This is a genomic window from Candidatus Kosakonia sp. 282A-S69, from assembly GCF_029433855.1.
Classification (GTDB): Bacteria; Pseudomonadota; Gammaproteobacteria; order Enterobacterales; family Enterobacteriaceae; genus Kosakonia; species Kosakonia cowanii_A.
Genome location: NZ_JAROAU010000001.1, coordinates 880704 through 899169, shown reverse-complemented (window position 1 = coordinate 899169; position 18466 = coordinate 880704). Strand labels below are relative to the sequence as shown.

The window sequence follows — 18466 nt, the reverse complement described above, 5'->3', positions numbered from 1 at the left end:
AATAATTTGCCCGAGAAAGATGACATAAATATTAAATTAATATGTCAGTATTATGACAATTTAATTTATGAATGAGAAAGTACTTAGAAGAAGTAGATAATTGACAGCCCGGCTGGGCTGTCGGAGCCGAGATCAGCTATGCAGGCGGTTCCACACGTCGCGGGTGATCTCCCACAACTCCGTCTCTAATTCACCTGCCACATAGTGCCCTGTTTGACGACGAACCAGTTGCATACCGCTGCTGTGCGAGATCTTTCTCGACCGCTCGTTGGCCACCGCTTTCGGCGCGCGCAGCACCTCACGGTTCAGGCCATTGAACCAGTAGTCTGTCACTGCGTGGCACGCTTCGCGCATATAACCCTGCCCTTGCCACTCCGGCGCCAGCCAGAAACCACGGTTGTTATCCGGGGTGTTCATCAGGCAGATAACGCCCATTAACTCGCGCTCATCCTCTTTACGCCGCAGTGTCCAGAACCAGCCTTCACCGGCGCGGCTCGCCGCCAGCGCGACATTGTCGACATAGTGCTGCGCGGCACCCTCCGGGTAGGGCCACGGCACGCTGGCAATCAGGTAACGCACGATCTCCCAGCGCGGAAAAATGCGCTGGATCTGTTCAGCATCGGCAGATTCCAGCGGTAACAGGCGTAATCTTGCGGTCTCCAGCACGGGTGTGGTCATAGGCTCTCTCCCTTCAGGCCGAAAGCGTCGGCCTGTGATAACTCAGCATCCCGTAACTTCGCCGCTCTGTAAACCTGACAGAAATGGCTATGCGGCCGGTTTTATCTCTGCGGCGGGGAGGGGGCGCGGTGCCGCGCGAAACCAGGGCAGGCAGATCTGGATCAGCGGGCCGATAGTAAGCGCATAGAGCACCGTGCCGACGCCAAGTGTGCCGCCAAGCAGCCAGCCAATCAGCAGCACCGACAGCTCAATCACGGTACGGATGCTGCGCACCGACCAGCCGGTGCGCGCATGCACGCCGGTCATCAGCCCGTCGCGCGGGCCGGAACCAAACCCGGCACCGATATACATCGCGGTGGCGATAGCATTCACCACGATGGCACCCGCCAACAACCCACTGCGGGGCAGTATGTCACTCAGCGTCGGAATGAGAGAGAGCGCGGCGTCGGCCGCCAGCCCTAACACCACCACATTGCTGATAGTGCCAAGCCCCGGGCGCTGGCGCAGCGGGATCCACAGCAACAGCACCAGCGCACCGGTGGCGATCATCACCGTGCCGATATCCAGCGACAGCAGTTTCGCCACGCCAAGGTGAAAAACATTCCACGGGTCGGCACCGAGATCGGCGCGCACAAACATGGCGGTAGAGAGGCCGTAAAGGGATAAGCCGAAATAGAGTTGCAGTAATCGACGCAGCATAGATCTTCTCCGTTTGGACAGGCTTCCATCTTCCCCGGAAATGGACTTATGATTAATGTCCAGTTTTCAGATAGTGGACTGCTTATGTCATCCCGTCGCTTTGGTAGCCAGTCGTTGCTGCGCCTGTTAGGCCACTGGCAGCAATCCCCCTCCCGTACCCCGCTCTGGCGTCAGCTTGCCGATGCGCTACGCCTGCTGATCCTCGACGGAAGGCTGGCGCTGGATACCCGTCTGCCCGGCGAACGCGAGCTGGCGACCACGCTCTCGGTGAGCCGCACCACAATTGCCAGCGCGCTGGCGCACCTGCGCGAAGAGGGCTATCTGGAGAGCCGCCACGGCAGCGGTTCGCGGGTGATCCTGCCCGATAACCGCGCAATACCGACGCGCAGCACCGCCGGCGCGGCGCTCGATCTCTCAACTGCCGCCCTCAGCGCCGGGCCGGAAATTCACCAGGCTTACAGCCACGCCTTAACGGCGATAACCCCCTATCTTTCGCGCACCGGGTATGGTCAGCTCGGCGTCCTGGCGCTGCGTGAAGCGATTGCCGCACGCTACACTGCGCGCGGTTTACCGACCCAGGCTGATGAAGTGATGGTAGTGAACGGTGCGCTCAGCGGGCTGGCGCTGGTGTTGCGCATGCTGACCGGGCCAGGCGATCGTGTGGTGGTCGATCACCCCACCTACCCGCTGGCGATTGCCGCCATTCAGGGGGCGTCATGCCGGCCGGTTGGCGTCTCGCTGCCGCAGCGCGGCTGGGACACCGACGGTTTTGCCGCCACGCTGGCGCAGACCGCGCCACGCCTTGCCTACCTGATGCCCGATTATCACAATCCGACCGGGCGCTGCATGGAGAGCGCAACGCGGGAAGCGATCGCCGCCATTGCCGCCCGCACGCGCACCACGCTGGTGGTGGATGAGACGATGGTCGATCTCTGGTATGAAAACGCGCCGCCGCCGCCGCTCGCCGCGTTTGATAAGCACGACACAGTGATTACGCTTGGCTCGGCGGGAAAAACCTTCTGGGGCGGATTGCGGCTGGGGTGGGTTCGCGCCTCTGCGCGTACCATCGCCCACCTGGCGCAGACGCGCGACTCGCTGGAGCTTGGCTCACCGCTGCTGGAACAGCTGGCGACACAGTGGCTGATGGCGAACGAAAGCGCTTTTCTGCCCGCGCGCAGGGCGATGCTGCAAACGCGCCGCGACCGCTGCGGCGAGCTCATGACCGAACTCTTTCCCGCGTGGCATTTTCAGCCGCCGGAGGGCGGGTTGTCTTACTGGGTTGAGCTGCCCGACCGGCTGGCGACGGCCTTTGCCGCACGCGCCGAAACCGAGGGCATTCATCTCGGTGCCGGGACGCGTTTCGGCCTCGACGGCGCGTTTGAGCGCTATCTGCGCCTCCCCTTCGCGCTGGAGTCCGCGGTGCTGGAGGATGCGCTGCTGCGTATAAAACCGTTGTGGCAGGCGCTCAATCCGGCGGCGCCATCGTTTAAGCGTAGCGTGGTGTAAGTATCAGGCGTGGGGCGGGGTCAGCGGGGCGAGCGCCGCGCTTTTCACCCAGCCGGTGGTGCTTTTGCCTTCGTCGCTGAGATACTCGACCTGCGTCCACTCCCCCTTAGTTTGCAGCACGCCGACGACATCATCCTGCACAATCCACGCTTTTCGCCGCGTCGTCTCCTCAGGCTGGCGATAGAAGTAGAGCCGTTCGGCGCGCACCTGCGCCATCGACTGCCAGGCCGTGTCGCGGGTTTTACCTAATGCCAGCCCGTCATTAATCAGCGGCAGCATGGCATTGACGCAGCCGTCATGAGACTGTCCGCCGGGTACGGTGAGCGTCAGGCCATCGGCTGTCGCGACCAGATGCCCTGGCAGAACCTCAGAAGACCAGGAGGCAATCTTCGCATCGCCTTTTGCCGACACCTCCCCCGCCAGCGCAAAGGCGCAGGTTCGCGTCACGCCAACACCTAGCGTTTCGCTGTAGTAACCGGTGATCTTGCCCTGCGGCGAGACCGCAAGCTGTAGCTCTTCATAAATGCCGGAGTGCAGCGTGGCAGCCATGCCGGACGTGGAAACAAGCAGAGCCAATAAACTCAGAGAATTGCGCATAGTGGAACCTCAGGGCGATAAGTGCAGCGATTCTACACGCCATTGAGACGCTACCGATATCACCAAAAAAGGCTATGGTTGAGAGTATCGTTACCGGCTGGAGAAGTGAGATGAGTGAGAAAAAACGGGCGCAGTGCCACTGCGGTGCGGTGGTCTTTAACGTGACGCTGCTCGACGGGTTTAATACCGCGCGTCGCTGCAACTGCTCCTACTGCCGGATGCGCGGCGCGGTAGCCCTCTCCGCGCCGCTGTCAGGCATTGAAATAATTCAGGGCCAGGAGAAGCTTACTGAATACCGCTTTAACACCGGCGTCGCCGTCCACTTCTTCTGCTCGGTGTGCGGCATCTACACTTTCCACCAGCGCCGCTCCAACCCCGATCAATATGGCGTGAACGCGGCCTGCATTGAAGGCGTATCGCCGTTCGATTTTGCGGAAATCCCGGTCTCCGAAGGGGTGAATCATCCGTCGGATGGGGGCGATAACAGCGGCGTTGCCGGGTATCTGCGCTACACCCCCGCCGGGAAATGAAGCGGCTTACCTACTCCTGCAGCCACCAGCCGCACTCATAGGGCCTGAGCGTGCCGGTGGCGGGCAGCCGCGCGCCGTCCGGGTAGTTGCCGTAGAGCAGACGCCAGCCTGCTTCATTGGGCAAACACGCCTCATTCAGCGCCAGCGGCTCGCCGCTGAGGTTGGCAATCACCCGCAGAGTTTGCTCCCCATCGTGCCGCTGGTAGCACCAGCACGCGGGCGAATCGGGGTCGAGATCCTGATAGTCGCCAAAGGTGAGCACCGGCAGGCTTTTACGCAGCGCGATCAGCTCCCGGTAGGTGTGCAGCACCGAATCACTATCGGCCTGCTCACTGACCACGTTGATCTGCCGGTAGTTCTCCGCCACGTCAATCCAGCTTTCGCCATCGCTAAAGCCAGCGTTCGTGCTGTCGTTCCACTGCACAGGCGTTCTGCCATTATCGCGGGATTTGTGCGCCAGCACCGCCAGCACATCTTTTTCATCCTGATGCAGACGCAGGATTTTGAACATATTCAGGCTTTCGACATCGCGGTATTGATCGATGCGGCTGAAGTGCGGATTGGTCATGCCAATCTCTTCGCCCTGGAAGATATAGGGCGTACCCTGCATGCCATGCAGCACCATCGCCAGCATTTTCGCCGAGACAGTGCGCTGCGGGCCATCATCGCCCAGCCGGGAGACAATGCGTGGCTGATCGTGGTTACACCAGAAGAGCGCGTTCCACGCCAGGTTATGCATCCCGCGCTGCCACTCGGCGAAGATGCGCTTCAGGGCAATCCGATCCGGCGGTGCAAGCCGCCACTTCTCCCCCTGCGGATAGTCAATTTTCAGATGATGAAAGTTGAAGGTCATCGACAGCTCTTTGCCATCCAGCCGCGCATAGCGCTGGCAATGCTCAAGCCGGGTGGAGGACATTTCGCCCACCGTCATTAACCCGCGCGGCTGAAAGACATCGCGGCTCATCTCTTCGAGAAAGTCGTGAATGGCCGGGCCGTCCGTATAGAAACGGCGGCCATCTCCCTCATCATCATCCGGAAGATCGGGGTGCTTGGAGACCAGGTTGATGACATCGAGCCGCAGCCCGTCAACGCCCTTGTCCGCCCAGAAGTGGCAGACCGCTTTCAGGGCGTTGCGCACCTGGGGGTTTTCCCAGTTAAGATCCGCCTGCTGGGCAGAGAAGGAGTGCAGATAGTACTGCTGCGTCTCCTCATGCCAGCACCAGGCGCTGCCGCCAAACTTGGAGTGCCAGTTATTGGGCAGCCGCCCCTCTTTCCCGTCGCGCCAGATATAGAAGTTGCGCCACGGGCTGTTACGGTCGCGGGCGGCGGCTTTAAACCACGCATGTTCCGTGGAGGTATGGTTGAAGACCATATCCATCACCACCTTAATGCCGCGCTGGTGGGCGGCGTCGACCAGCGCCTCAAAATCCGCCATCGTGCCAAACAGCGGATCGATGGCGTAGTAATCCGCCACGTCATAGCCGTTATCCACCTGCGGCGAGAGGTAAACCGGCGTCAGCCAGATGGCGCTCACCCCCAGCCACTGAAGATAATCAAGGCGACGAACGATGCCCTGCAGATCGCCAATGCCATTGCCGGTGCTGTCCTGAAAACTGCGCGGGTAGATCTGGTAAATCACGCCGTTTTGCCACCACGGAACATTACGTTTGCTCATTGTGTCTATCCCTTTCTCACACTACCAGCAGCTTGCCCGCTGCCTGCTTGCGTTTATAGATAACCGTGGTCAGCACTAATGGGATCACAATCGCCACCAGCATTGCCAGACCATAAATCGCCCAGTACTGCGTTTTCACGGAGAGGATCGCCGGTAAGCCGCCGACGCCAATGCCGTTCGCCATTACGCCGCTCAGCCCGCAAATCAGCCCGGCACAGGCACCGCCGACCATGCCGCAGAGCATCGGGAAGCGATACTTCATGTTGATGCCGTACATCGCCGGTTCCGTCACGCCGAGATAGGCCGAGATGGCGGCAGGCACTGAGATCTCCCGTTCATTGACCTTCTTGCTCACTAAGATGATGCCGACCACCGCGGACCCCTGCGCAATGTTTGAGAGGGCAATAATTGGCCAGACTGGCGTGCCGCCAAGGTTCTGGATCAGCTGCAGGTCGACCGCAAGCGTAGTCTGGTGCACGCCGGTGATCACCAGTGGCGCGTAGAGGAAGCCAAACAGCGCGGAGCCAATCGGCGCAAACGGGCCGGTCATCAGATGGCTGACGCCCCAGGCAATGCCGTTACCGACCACGCGTCCGAACGGCCCAATGATGGTGTGCGCAAGGAACACCGCAATCAGCAGCGAAAGCACCGGTACCACCACCAGCGTCAGGTAATCCGGCACGATGCGTTTAAGCTTCAGCTCAATCCACGCCAGCGTCAGACCGGCCAGAATCGACGGAATGACCTGCGACTGGTAGCCCACTTTATCGATGGAGAACCAGCCGAAGTTCCACACTTCCGGCGTCTGCTGCCCGAGCAGATAGGCGTTCATCAGCTGCGGAGAGACCAGCGTAATCCCCAGCACGATGCCAAGAATCGGCGTACCGCCCATCTTCTTCACCACCGACCAGCAGATACCGACCGGAATGTAGAAGAAGATCGCCTCGCCAATCAGCCATAAGAAGTCGTAGATGCTTTTCCACACCGGCGACGCTTCAGTGAGCGGCGCGTCGTTGAACAGCGGCAGATCGCCAATCAGGTTGCGGAAGCCGAGGATCAGACCACCGCTGATCAGGGCAGGCAGCAGCGGAAAGAAGATCTCCGCAAAGTGGGAGATGAGGCTTTCGTGCCACTTCATATTTTGCCGCGCCACGCGCTTGGCGCTCTCTTTGTCGGTGCCGCTCACCTGCGTATGCTGCAACAGCAGTTGATACCAGTCGCCGACATCGGTACCAATCACCACCTGAAACTGCCCGGCGTTGGTAAAGCAGCCCTTCACCATCGGCAATTTTTCAATTTCAGCGGGTTTGGCTTTTTTCGGATCGTTAAGAACAAAACGTAAACGAGTAATACAGTGACTAACGGTGGCGACGTTCTCTTTGCCGCCAACCAATTCAATAAGTTTATCAATATCCTGGGGGTTACTTTTTATCGCCATCTTATCTCTTCCAGCAACTTTGATGAGTGAGCCTTTATTACAGCATTTGTAAAAAACTCTGATTTTGTTTCGGGCGATAGAGACGATAGCGGCAACCCATAAATCAAACCAGTTGGAACGTTCCAATTTTAGCAGGCGATCACAAAATAAATGGTGAAGCGCAGCGGCACAGAGAGGTGCCTTAGGAGAATCATTAATGCTAGTATCGCCGGGTCCGTTCTACAGGAGGCCCGTACGGGAATGAGTGATAAAAAGCTAACGTTAAACGACATCGCAAAATTGTGCGGTGTCGGAAAGTCCACGGTCTCGCTGGTGATCAACAACAGCGATAAAGTGAAAAAAGCGACCCGTGAACGCGTTGAAGCGATTATCAAAGAGCAGGGTTATACGCCATCGAAAGCCGCCCAGGCGCTGCGCTCGCAGCGGGAAAAGATCATCGGCGTGATCGTTACGCGTCTCGATTCCGCCTCGGAAAATCAGGCCATTCGCGCCATCCTTCCACATATCTACCAGCATGAGTACGATGCGATTTTGATGGAGAGCCTGCTCGATCCCACCCTGCTCGCCGCGCATCTCAACGTGCTGGCGCAGCGCAATGTCGAAGGGGTAATTCTGTTCGGCTTTTCCGGCGTCGATAAGAGCCTGGTGAAGGGCTGGAAAGATAAGCTGGTGCTCATCTCCAGCGCTCTGCCGGAGGTCGCGTCGGTGGTTTACGATAACGTCGGCGCGGTAAACGTGCTGATGGAGAAGATGCGCGACGCGGGCCACCGCAGCGTCTCCTATATCGGTGTCACCACCAACGATCCAACCACCGGGAATATCCGCTATCAAACCTACCTTGAGCGTTGCGAAGCCTTTGGCATGACGCCGCACGCGGCGCTCGGCGATCTGAGCTATCAGAGCGGTTACGATCTGGCGAAAGGGCTGCTTACCGCCGAGAGCGGCGCGCTGATTTGCGCCTCTGACACCATCGCCATGGGCGCGATTAAATACATTCAGCAGCAGGGGTGGAAGATTAAAGTGGGCAGTATCGGCAGCACGCCGCTGATGACCTTCCTGCAGCCCGATGTGCTGAGCGTCAAAATGGGTTACCAGCAGGCGGGGCTGAAAGCCTCGCAGCTGCTGCTTGATATGCTGCACGGCACCAGCACGCAGGAGCACATTGTTATCCCCTGCACCTTCCAGTAACGCGCGGCGGAAATGACGCCTTCGTCAGACAAAAGCGTCATGCCCCGGCCTTAACGGTAGACCAGCCCGCCATCAATCAGGATCGCCTGCCCGGTGACGTAGTCGGAATCCGGCCCGGCCAGGTAGGCGACCAGCCCGGCAACATCATCCGGCGTCTGGGCGCGGCCCAGCGCAATGCCCTCAACATACTTCTTGTAGGTCTCTCCCAGCGGCGCGCCGGTGATATCGGAGAAGCGGCGGTCAATCTCCTCCCACATGCCGGTACCGACAATACCGGGGCAGTAGGCGTTAACGGTAATGCCGCGGCTGGCATACTCTTTTGCCGCCGTCTGGGTTAAGGCGCGAACGGCGAATTTGGTTGCTGAGTAGACGCCCAGCATCGCGAAACCATCATGCCCGGCAATCGAGCAGGCGTTGATGATTTTCCCCTTCTGCTGACGGTCGATAAACTTCTTCGCCGCCGCCTGGATACCCCACAATGTCCCCTGCACATTGATGCGCATAATGCGATCCACCTCTTCAGGCGTGACGTCGGCAAGCGGCTGCACCTGCGCGATGCCAGCGTTATTGACAATAATGTCAAAGCCGCCCAGCGCCTCTTCCGCGTGATCGATCGCCGCATAGACCTGATCGCGCTGCGAAATATCAGCAACAAAGGTCGCCACTTTACGGCCCAGCGCCTGCACCTCTTTCGCCACGGCCTCGAGGTTGGCTGCGTTCATATCCACCAGCATCAGCGACGCCCCCTCTTTCGCCAGGCGAAGCGCAATCCCACGTCCAATTCCCTGGCCTGCGCCGGTTACCAGCGCCACTTTATTATCAATCGTCATCTTTTCTCTCTTATGGTTTGATTTACACCTGCGCCGCAACAGGTTGTCGCGGCAAACTTCACTACCTGTTCACTGGTGCAGCGCGCGCCCGTCGGCGGCAAGGATCGCTTCATGCATCGCTTCAGAGAGGGTCGGATGAGCAAAGATCACCTGGTGCAGGCTCTCTTCCGTCGCCTCCAGCGTATGGGCAATGCCAAACCCCTGAATCTGCTCCGTGACGTCGCTGCCCACCATGTGCGCGCCCAGCAGCTCTCCGCTCTGCGCATCGAACAGGGTTTTGACAAAGCCCTGCGGTTCGCCAAGCGCCAGCGCTTTACCGTTAGCCTGATAGGGGAAAACACCGATGCGGATCTCGCGCCCGCTGGCACGCGCACGCGCTTCGGTTAAACCGAGGCTGGCTACCTGCGGTCGGGTGTAGGTGCAGCGGGGAATAAAATCAGGGCTGACGGGTGCCGAGACGGGCAGCCCGGCGAGCGCCTCGACGCAGCGCACCCCCTCATAGCTCGCTTTGTGCGCAAGACACGGTGCGCCCGCGACATCGCCAATGGCGTAGAGGCCAAAGACGTTGGTGCGGCCGCGATCGTCGACCTGAATAAAGCCGCGCGCCATCTCAACCCCCAGCGCTTCAAGGCCAAGATTTTCAACATTCGGCTGAATACCGGCGGCGCAGAGCACACGATCTACCTCCAGCGTCTGCTCGCCGTCGGCACTTTTCAGCAGGCAACTGACGCGATCGCCGTTGACCGTCGCCGAGCGGATCTGCGCCCCGGTGAAGATCTGCATGCCGCGCTTCGCAAACTGCTGCTGTACCTGGGCTGAGACATCGCGATCCTCCAGCGGCAGGATCTGATCCGCCAGCTCCACCAGCGTCACTTCACAACCGAGATCGTTATAGAGGCTGGCGAACTCCGCGCCGATGGCACCGGAGCCAATCACTAATAGCGAGCGCGGCAGCGCGGCGGGGTTGAGTGCGTCGAAGTAGGTCCAGATATGGCTTTTATCCGGCTCGATGCCCGGCAGCGCACGCGGGCGCGCGCCCGTCGCGAGGATGATGTGACTGGCGCGGTAGTGCTGCTCACTGCCGTTAATATCACGCACCGCCACCTGCCCCTTCTCCAGCAGGCGGCCTTCGCCGTTGATCACCGTGACGTTGTGCTTTTTCAGCAGGAAAGCGACGCCGTCCGTCAGCCGCTGCGATACCGAGCGGCTGTACTCCACCAGACGGCGGATTTCAAAAGCGATCTCGCCGACGCTAAACCCCAGTTGATCGGCGTGGCGCATGGCATGCCCGATCTCCGCGCCGTGCAGCATCGCTTTGGTTGGAATACAGCCCCAGTTGAGGCAGATGCCACCGAGGTGCGTTTTCTCCACCAGCGCAGTGCGCAAGCCTAACTGCCCGGCGCGAATGGCGGCGACATAGCCGCCCGGCCCGCCGCCGATAATCAGCACATCAAAGCTGTTATTCACCGTGCGCCTCCGCAACCAGCATCAGAGAGGGGGTTTCGATGGCGCGCTGCAGATGCTGCATAAAGGTCGCGCCGACTGCGCCGTCAATCACCCGGTGATCGCACGACAGCGACAGGGTCAGCCGCTCGCGCGCCACAATCTGCCCTTCATGCACCACCGCACGGGATTCCGCCGCGCCCACCGCCAGAATCGCGCACTGCGGCGGGTTGATAATGGCGTCGAACTGCCGGATGCCGAACATGCCGAGATTGGAGAGGCAGAAGGTGCCGCCCTGAAAATCCTCCGCTTTCAGCGTACCCGCTTTGGTGCGCGTCACCAGCTCATGCAGTTGCCGGGAGATGGCCCCCACCGTTTTGCGGTTCGCCTCACGCAGAATCGGCGTATAAAGGCCACCGGGCAGCGCCACGGCGATGGCGATATCGGCGGTATGAAAACGGCGAATGGTCTGCGACGCCTCGTCATACTGCACGTTCATCTCCGGCACGCTCATCAGCGCCTGGGCGCAGGCTTTCACCAGCAGATCGTTGAGCGTCACCTTTAGCGACGGCAGCGCGCTGTTCACTTCCCGGCGCAGCGCCTGAATGCGCGTCAGATCGACCTCGCTGACAAGGCGAAAATGGGGCGCGTTGCGCTTGGACTCCTGCAAGCGGCTGGCGATGGTGCGCCGCATGGCGGAGAGCGGCTGGCTGTCATACGCCGCGCGCTCATCGACCGGTTCTGCTGTGCGGGCAATGCGCTTCTCACCGCTACCGCGCAGTGCGGCTAAGGCTTCAACATCGGCCCGGCTGACGCGCCCGGAGGAGCCTGAGCGGCGGCAGTCGTGCAGGTTAATCCCCAGCTGGCTTGCCAGACGGCGCGCGATGGGCGTCGCCGGGATGTGGCTATCATCCTGCGTGGTGTGCCGCGGTGTCGCCTTCACCGTCGCACGCGGCTGTAACTCGACGCTGCCGCCGCCTGCGGTAATTGCCGCCTGCAGATCGGCGACGGAGATGCGCCCTTCGCGGCCGCTGCCGCTCACTTTACTCAGGTCGATGCCCAGCTTTTTCGCCAGACGCAGCGCGTGCGGCGTGGCGTTAACCTGGGCGGCATCACTCTCGCCGCGCAGCGCCGCCGGGATCGCATCCTTCGCGACAGGTTTTGCCGGTGCGGACGCTGAAGAGTCAGGCGTGGCTGCCGCTGCTGGCGTGGGCATTGACGGTGCGGTTTCTGCCGCTGGCTGCGGCGCGCCGCTGTTAAGCGTGGCGGCAAAAGCGTCAAGCTCGCTGTCGCTCACTGCTTCATCAGCCACCAGCGCCAGCACCGCGCCAACCGGCAGGGTATCGCCCGGCTGAGCCAGCACCCGTCGCAGCACGCCGTCCCACGGCGCTTCCAGCACGTTGGTTATCTTGCTGGTTTCAATTTCACAAATATCCTGCCCCTGGCTGAAGGTGCTCCCCTCTTTAATCAGCCACTGAGCCAGCGTCCCCTCTTCCATCGAGAGCCCCCATTTGGGGATCTCCAGCGTGCGGATTGTGCTCATGATCACGCCTCCATCAGTTGTCGAACGGCGGCCTCAATGCGATCCGTGTCGGGGATCCAGAGTTTTTCCAGCGCGGGCGAGAAGGGAACCGGGGTATGCGGCGGAGTAATTAACACTACCGGCGCTTTCAGGAAGTGGAACGCCTGCGAGGCGATCAGCGCCGCCACATCATGGGCGAAGCCGAAGCGCGCGGCGGACTCATCGACAATCACCACCCGGCCAGTAGACGCAACGGATTCAAGAATCCCCTCCTCATCCAGCGGCGACACGGTGCGCGGATCGACCACCTCAACGGAGATGCCCTCTTTCAGCAGTTTGTCCGCCACCTGGTTGGCTTTATGCACCATCGCCGAGAGGGCAATAATGGTGACATCCTCCCCTTCGCGGGTGTAGTTGGCCTGGCCCAGCGGCACGGTATAGCTCTCGTCCGGCACCTCACCTTTCATGTCGTAAAGCATCTTGTGCTCGCAGAAGACCACCGGATCGTCGTCGCGAATCGACTGGATCAGCAGCCCTTTGGCGTCATAGGGCGATGAGGGCACCACCACTTTCAGCCCCGGCGTGGTGGCAAAAATATTGTAGGGGGACTGCGAATGCTGCGCGGCCGCCGAAAAACCGGCACCGATCATGCCGCGCACCACCAGCGGCGCTTTCGCCTTGCCGCCGAACATATAACGGAATTTTGCCGCCTGGTTGTAGAGCGCATCGTGGCTGACGCCGAAGAAATCCATAAACATCAGTTCCGCCACCGGGCGTAAACCGGTCACCGCCGCGCCGGCAGCCATGCCGATAATTGCCGACTCGGTGATCGGCGTATCGATCACCCGCGCCGAGCCAAACTGGGTCCACAACCCTTTGGTGACGCCGAGCACGCCGCCGAAGGCTTCCACTTTCGCCTCTTCCGGCGCGTTGCCGCCGTGGCCGCCGCGCAGATCTTCACCTATCAACACCACGCTTTCGTCGCGCGCCATCTCCTGCGCCAGCGCGTCGCGGATCGCTTCGCGGTAAGTTTTGATTGTCATGACGGGCTCCTCAGTAAGAGACGTAAACGTCGGTCAGCAGGCTTTCCGCCACCGGATAACCGGCGGCGCGGGCTTTGATTACCGCATCGTCGACCTGGGCTTTCACCTCAGCGTCGATCGCCTCCAGCGCGTCGCGCGTCAGCGTTGCTGCCGTTTTGCTGGCGAAAATCTTCAGCGGATCGTGATCGGCGCGCAGGCGCTCAATCTCCCCCTCCCCGCGGTAAAGCGCGGGATCGCCCTCAAAGTGGCCGTGCCAGCGAAACGCTTTCGCCTCAATCACGCTCGGCCCGCCGCCTTCACGGGCGCGCTTCACCGCTTCAGCGGTTGCTTCGTAAACGGCGAAGAAATCGGTGCCGTCAACGGTGACCGCAGGCAGACCAAACCCGGCGGCGCGCCCGGCGATATCGCGGCCACCGACAGCGTAGTTATGCCCGGTCGCTTCACCGTACCCGTTGTTTTCAAAGACGAAGATGGCGGGCAGTTGCAGCACCACCGCCATGTTGATGGCTTCAAATACCAGCCCCTGGTTGGAGCCGCCATCGCCGGTAAATGAGACGGCGACGCCGCCGTTATTACGGGTTTTCGCCGTCAGCGCCGCGCCAATCACCAGCGGCGGCGCGCCGCCGACAATGGCATTCGCGCCGAGCATCCCTTTCGAGAGATCGGCAATGTGCATAGAGCCGCCTTTCCCGCGGCACAGACCGGCGTCTTTGCCGAAGATCTCCGCCATCATCGCGTGGATATCGCACCCTTTGGCGATGCAGTGGCCGTGCCCACGGTGGGTAGAGCCGATGTAATCCGTCTGCTGTAAGTTCTCACAGACGCCGACGGCGATAGCCTCCTCGCCGGTATACAGGTGGATGAATCCGGGAATGTCACCGCTGGTGTTTTCAGTGTGCAGGCGCTCCTCGAATTCACGTATTTCACGCATTTTGCGATAAGCCTTTAACAGCTGTTGTGTGTTCAGCTCCATAGCTCCGTCCTCAGGTTGTATACCCGCGAGCGCCAGTAGGGCGACCGGCAGGGATTGCGGAAGTGGGGTTACTCTATAAGCGGGTCTTAAGGGGGGATAACCCCCCAATTGGGGGGGAGAGCGGGACTAAAAGAGATAAATGCGATAAGGGTCAAGTTCTGGCAGGTTACAGGCGGGTGTCAGTTACTTACACTTAGCAGCGACTTTCGTGAACAGGGGCAGGCTCGTATGAAATCGTTGACCTCAACAGACTCTCTGCTTGCGGCCAGCTATCGCGAGGAACCTTTCCGCTTTACGCGCCGGCTGCCGCTGATCCTCACCAAATTAACGCCCCCCCGCTCGCCGGGCGTGCTGCTTGAGCGTGACCGCCTGCTGGCAAGGCTGGATGAGGCCGCCGAGGGCGCGCTTACGCTTATCTGCGCGGCTGCCGGCTCCGGGAAAACGACGTTGCTGGCGCAGTGGTATCGCCGTCGTCGGGAGCAGGGTGAGGCTATCGGCTGGCTGAGCCTGGAGGAGGATGAGAACGATCCGGCGCAGTTTGCGCGCTACCTGGTCACCGCGCTGAAACCGCTCTACAGCGGCTGGGGCGAAGCGCTCGATCCCTTTTTACAGGGCGATATGACGCCGGATCTCTCGGTGCTGCTGGCAGAGTTGACCAACCAGCTGCACCGCTGCGCACATCCGGTGTGGCTGATCCTTGATGATTACCACTCCCTGACCCATCCCGCGCTGCATGAGGGCATAAGCTGGCTTATCAACCACGCGCCCGAGTCGCTGCACCTGATTATCGGCAGCCGCTTTCACCCACCGCTGGCGCTGAGCCGCCTGGCGCTGCAGGATGCGCTCAGCGAACTGCATGATGAGGATCTGCGTTTCACCCTTGCCGAAGCGCAGGATTACCTCAGCGACGCCGCGCGCACGGTGCTTCCCGGCGCGCAGGATCTTCAGCGGCTGATGCTGGCTACAGAGGGCTGGGTTGCCGGGATCAAGATCGCCGCGCTGGCGCCGGACTGGCACCACGATCCGCAGCGCTTTCTGGCGCGTATCCCCTCCGGTTCGCGCACGCTGGCGCGCTATCTCGATGAGGTGATCTTTACCCCACTGCCGGAGCCGGTAGTCGATTTTCTGCTGCAAACCGCGATTCTCAACCGCCTCACCCCCGCGTTGTGCGATGCGTTGACCGGGGGCGATGATGGCGAAGCGATGCTCGGCTGGATCCAGCAGCATAATCTCTTTATCACCGCCCTGGATGAGCACGGCGGCTGGTTTCGCTACCACCACCTGATGCGCGATGCGCTGCTGGCCCGCTTGCAGCAGAGCGAACCGGCGCGCGTGCGGCAACTGCATGAGCGCGCCAGCAACTGGTTTGCCGGGCAGCAACTCTGGGCCGAGGCGGTGCGCCATGCGCTGGCGGCAGGGAAAAGCGGTGCGCGGCATGCCGAAGCCAGCGCGCAGTCCCTCGCCGAAGAGGGGGATATCGACACGCTGGTGCGCTGGATGCACTTTTTGCCGCTGACGCCCGATCCGTCGCGTATCGATCTCCAGCTTAATCTCGCCTGGGCGCTGGCACACCACTTTCGCTTTCAGGCTTCGCGCGAGCTCCTCAACAGCATCGAAGCGATGGCGCAAGACGCCGCGCTGTCGCCCAGCGTGCGGGTCAAGCTGCGGGTGGTGCGGGCGATTTGCGAAGCCTTTGCCGAGAACATTCAATTCAGCGTAGCGCTGGTGGAGCCGCTGCTGGCGGAGATCCCCTGCGGCGACCGCTGGGTTGACGGGCTGGTGTGCAACATCCTCAGCTACTGCCACCTCGTCAATGCCCGGCCTGGGCAGGCGCTGGCGGTGCAGAGCAGGCTGCCGGAGCTGAAGGTGGCAAACCGTAATCTGTTTGTCGATGTCTGGCGCGCCTTTGTCATCGCTCAGGCCCATCTACGCCAGGGAAATCTGGCTGACGCGCAGCGCGTGGCGGCGCAGACGCTACAGGCCGCCGAGGCGCAAACCGGCAGCAACTCCAGCAGCGGTGCAACGCTGGCACCGATTCTGGCGGAGGTCGCCTGGGAGCGCGACGAGCGGCAGGAGATTGACGCCCTGCTGGCGCTGCGCCTTGAGATGATCGAGACCTTTTGCCCGCCGGAGGGGCTGAGTCGCTGCTTTATCGTCCTCTCACGCCAGGCGGCGCTTAATGGCCATCTTGCCGAGGCGAAACGGCTGCTCACCTATGGCGGCGAAGTGGCGCGTCAGCGCCAGTGGCTGCGCGCGCAGGCGGCGCTGCTGGCGGAAACGGTCGAACTGCATCTGCGTGATAAGGCGTTTTCCCCGGCGCTGGAGACACTGGCCGCGCTTCAGCAGTTGCACAGTGCACACGCTGAAGCCGGGGCGATAGACTTTTATCGACGCGTCAGCGAAAGCCGGATTGCGCTTGCCGGGGGCCATGCCCATCAGGCCGCCGCTGCCTTTGCGACACTTGCCGATGAGCAGCAGCAGCGCGGCGAAGTGCTCTCTGCCCTGCGCTTACGCCTGGCGCAGGCGGCTGCGCTCTGGCATACAGGGGCATATGAACAGGCAGTGATGGTCTTCACCTCGCCACTGCAACAGGCGCTGGCGCACGGTTTGCGGCGTAGCCTGCTTGACCTCGGCACCGTGCTGGTTGGGCTGCTTGACGAGCTGCTTGCCCGCCAGGCAACACCGGAGGCGCTCAGGCACCAGGCGGCCCCCCTGCGACAACAGGCGGTGGAGTGGTTTGGTTTACCGCCGGGACGGCACACTGAAGCGGAAGAGACGCGCTACCTCACCGAGCGTGAGCAGCAGACGCTTGAGCTTATCGCCAGCGGTCACTCGAACAAAGAGATTGCCCGCGTGCTGGGGATTTCGGCGGAGACGGTCAAATGGCACTTAAAACAGATGTATGAGAAGTTGCAGGTCAGCAGCCGGATGCAGGCGGTAAACCAGGCGCGGGAGTGGAAGTTGCTGAAAGTGGAGTAGTGCGGCGCGCTGCCTGACGGCGGCTGAAATGGGTGGGGGCCCTGCCAGCTACATCCCGGCACACACGTCCTTTGCCCTGGCTGCTTCCTTCCGGACCTGACCTGGTGAACAAAGTAGCATTGCGGGAGAACCAACAGGGCCCCCATTGAGAGCGAAGGGTGATAACCAACGCGCTGGCGCATTATCCCCATCCGGCAGGGCAATTGCAACCCATGGGCTGACAGATGCTGGTTTCTTGCGCAATCGCCCCTTCACAGCGGGTACATCGCTGTTTATGCTGCCCCCTTCCCTGCTCAGGAGCGTGTGATGGAGAGACAAGACACTTTTCCCCATCGGGTATGGCAAATCGTCGCCGCCATCCCGGAGGGTTATGTCACTACCTATGGCGAGGTGGCAAAACTGGCTGGCTCCCCGCGCGCGGCGCGCCAGGTCGGCGGCGTGTTAAAGCGCTTACCGGAGGGCAGCACGCTACCGTGGCATCGGGTGGTAAATCGTTATGGCGCCATTTCACTCAGCGGGCCGGATTTGCAGCGGCAGCGTCAGGCACTGCTGGCAGAAGGGGTGGTGGTGTCGGGAAGCGGTGAGATTGATTTGAATCGATATCGCTGGCGCTATGAGTAGCTCCTCCCCCGAAGGAGAGGAGCAAAACAGACGCAGATTAGTACTGGGTCGGCGCCGGAGTGGCGTTAGACGGGGTGACCTGCGTCGGTGAGGTCGACGGTACGGTGTTCGGCGTACCACCGCTCTGCTGCAGCGGAACCGCGGTCTGCTGTACCGGAACCAGCGTCAGGTCGACTTTGGTGCCGCCCTGGTTGATAACGGGCTTAACCGCGTCGGTGATAAAGACCATCTTGTTGTCGACGGTGATCGCCGCACTCAGCAGAATACGCGCGTTTGGCTGGATGTCGGCCGGGTTAAACGGCAGGACAAAGCTGTACGGCGGCTGTTTGCCATCGGTGCGCACTGCTTTCTGCGCCAGCACTTTCGACGGCGCGTTGGCCTGGGTGGCATCAGAAACGGTAACGGTTAAGACCGCATCCGGCGGCAGCGCCACTTTCTGGCGGATCCAGACCGTACCGGTAACGCTTGGCTGAGCAATCGCCGCTTTGTTGGTTGCGGCCGGCGCATTGGGATTAGGTGCCGGCGTTGGAATATCACCGCCTTTTTGGGCGCACGCCGATAACGCGACTGCGACTGCTAAACCACTTAACATGGGCACGAGTTTCATTGATCTCTCCTTATCTTCAATGCACCTGCAGGCGCAGCGCCTGCCAGATGTGTGGCTAAACCTTCGTAACCTGAACAAGTGTGGCACATATACCCGATATATTCCTGTAAACACCCATTCATTCAGATTATTGCACC

At 61.0% G+C, this 18466-nt stretch carries 16 protein-coding genes and 1 other RNA gene; 5 read left to right on the top strand and 12 right to left on the bottom strand.

Features of this window, described 5'->3' with window-relative positions; translation table 11 throughout:
* Positions 1-132: 132 nt before the first annotated feature.
* Positions 133-678, bottom strand: coding sequence for a GNAT family N-acetyltransferase (locus PU683_RS03915; protein ID WP_277170211.1), 546 nt, complete (start codon positions 676-678; stop codon positions 133-135).
* A gap of 87 nt (positions 679-765) precedes the next feature.
* Positions 766-1377 carry a membrane protein YczE gene (yczE, locus tag PU683_RS03910; RefSeq protein ID WP_277170210.1) on the bottom strand — a complete coding sequence of 204 codons (612 nt, stop codon included), beginning with the start codon at positions 1375-1377 and terminating at the stop codon, positions 766-768.
* Positions 1378-1461: 84 nt separating this feature from the next.
* Between yczE and yczR the strand changes: the two genes are divergently transcribed.
* Positions 1462-2883, top strand: coding sequence for a MocR-like transcription factor YczR (gene yczR, locus PU683_RS03905; RefSeq protein WP_277170209.1), 1422 nt, complete (start codon positions 1462-1464; stop codon positions 2881-2883).
* A 3-nt stretch (positions 2884-2886) separates the two neighbouring features.
* On the opposite strand, the gene PU683_RS03900 is transcribed toward yczR, so the two are convergent.
* On the bottom strand, positions 2887-3480 hold the full coding sequence (locus PU683_RS03900) for a hypothetical protein (protein ID WP_277170208.1): 594 nt from the start codon (positions 3478-3480) through the stop codon (positions 2887-2889).
* 110 nt (positions 3481-3590) lie between these two features.
* Between PU683_RS03900 and PU683_RS03895 the strand changes: the two genes are divergently transcribed.
* Positions 3591-4010 (top strand): GFA family protein, encoded by a 420-nt coding sequence (locus PU683_RS03895; protein ID WP_277170207.1) that lies wholly within the window; start codon positions 3591-3593, stop codon positions 4008-4010.
* A 10-nt stretch (positions 4011-4020) separates the two neighbouring features.
* Here the strand turns inward: PU683_RS03895 and treC are convergent, their stop codons facing one another.
* Positions 4021-5685, bottom strand: coding sequence for an alpha,alpha-phosphotrehalase (treC, locus tag PU683_RS03890; protein ID WP_277170206.1), 1665 nt, complete (start codon positions 5683-5685; stop codon positions 4021-4023).
* Positions 5686-5701: 16 nt separating this feature from the next.
* Positions 5702-7123, bottom strand: coding sequence for a PTS trehalose transporter subunit IIBC (gene treB, locus PU683_RS03885; RefSeq protein WP_277170205.1), 1422 nt, complete (start codon positions 7121-7123; stop codon positions 5702-5704).
* 240 nt (positions 7124-7363) lie between these two features.
* On the opposite strand from treB, the gene treR reads away from it, so the two are divergent.
* Complete coding sequence (treR, locus tag PU683_RS03880; protein ID WP_277170204.1) at positions 7364-8311, top strand: trehalose operon repressor TreR; 948 nt, start codon at positions 7364-7366, stop codon at positions 8309-8311.
* A gap of 50 nt (positions 8312-8361) precedes the next feature.
* Here the strand turns inward: treR and PU683_RS03875 are convergent, their stop codons facing one another.
* The 5 genes from PU683_RS03875 to PU683_RS03855 form a co-directional block, all read right to left on the bottom strand.
* Positions 8362-9141 (bottom strand): acetoin reductase, encoded by a 780-nt coding sequence (locus PU683_RS03875; protein ID WP_277170203.1) that lies wholly within the window; start codon positions 9139-9141, stop codon positions 8362-8364.
* A 69-nt stretch (positions 9142-9210) separates the two neighbouring features.
* Entirely contained in the window at positions 9211-10608 is a 1398-nt protein-coding gene (gene lpdA, locus PU683_RS03870) for a dihydrolipoyl dehydrogenase (RefSeq protein WP_277170202.1), read from the bottom strand.
* Complete coding sequence (locus PU683_RS03865) at positions 10601-12127, bottom strand: dihydrolipoamide acetyltransferase family protein (RefSeq protein WP_277170201.1); 1527 nt, start codon at positions 12125-12127, stop codon at positions 10601-10603. The genes lpdA and PU683_RS03865 overlap by 8 nt, the downstream gene beginning before the upstream one ends.
* 2 nt (positions 12128-12129) lie before the next feature.
* On the bottom strand, positions 12130-13149 hold the full coding sequence (locus PU683_RS03860) for an alpha-ketoacid dehydrogenase subunit beta (protein ID WP_277170200.1): 1020 nt from the start codon (positions 13147-13149) through the stop codon (positions 12130-12132).
* 10 nt (positions 13150-13159) lie between these two features.
* Positions 13160-14122, bottom strand: coding sequence for a thiamine pyrophosphate-dependent dehydrogenase E1 component subunit alpha (locus PU683_RS03855; RefSeq protein ID WP_277170199.1), 963 nt, complete (start codon positions 14120-14122; stop codon positions 13160-13162).
* 228 nt (positions 14123-14350) lie between these two features.
* Between PU683_RS03855 and PU683_RS03850 the strand changes: the two genes are divergently transcribed.
* On the top strand, positions 14351-17101 hold the full coding sequence (locus PU683_RS03850) for a winged helix-turn-helix domain-containing protein (RefSeq protein WP_277170197.1): 2751 nt from the start codon (positions 14351-14353) through the stop codon (positions 17099-17101).
* Positions 17102-17140: 39 nt separating this feature from the next.
* Here the strand turns inward: PU683_RS03850 and ffs are convergent.
* Positions 17141-17237: signal recognition particle sRNA small type (ffs, locus tag PU683_RS03845), an RNA gene on the bottom strand.
* A 170-nt stretch (positions 17238-17407) separates the two neighbouring features.
* On the opposite strand from ffs, the gene PU683_RS03840 reads away from it, so the two are divergent.
* Complete coding sequence (locus PU683_RS03840) at positions 17408-17722, top strand: MGMT family protein (RefSeq protein ID WP_277170196.1); 315 nt, start codon at positions 17408-17410, stop codon at positions 17720-17722.
* A 37-nt stretch (positions 17723-17759) separates the two neighbouring features.
* Here PU683_RS03840 and PU683_RS03835 read toward each other — a convergent pair whose 3' ends face one another.
* Entirely contained in the window at positions 17760-18329 is a 570-nt protein-coding gene (locus PU683_RS03835) for a YbaY family lipoprotein (protein ID WP_277170195.1), read from the bottom strand.
* Between the last annotated feature and the right edge of the window lie 137 nt (positions 18330-18466).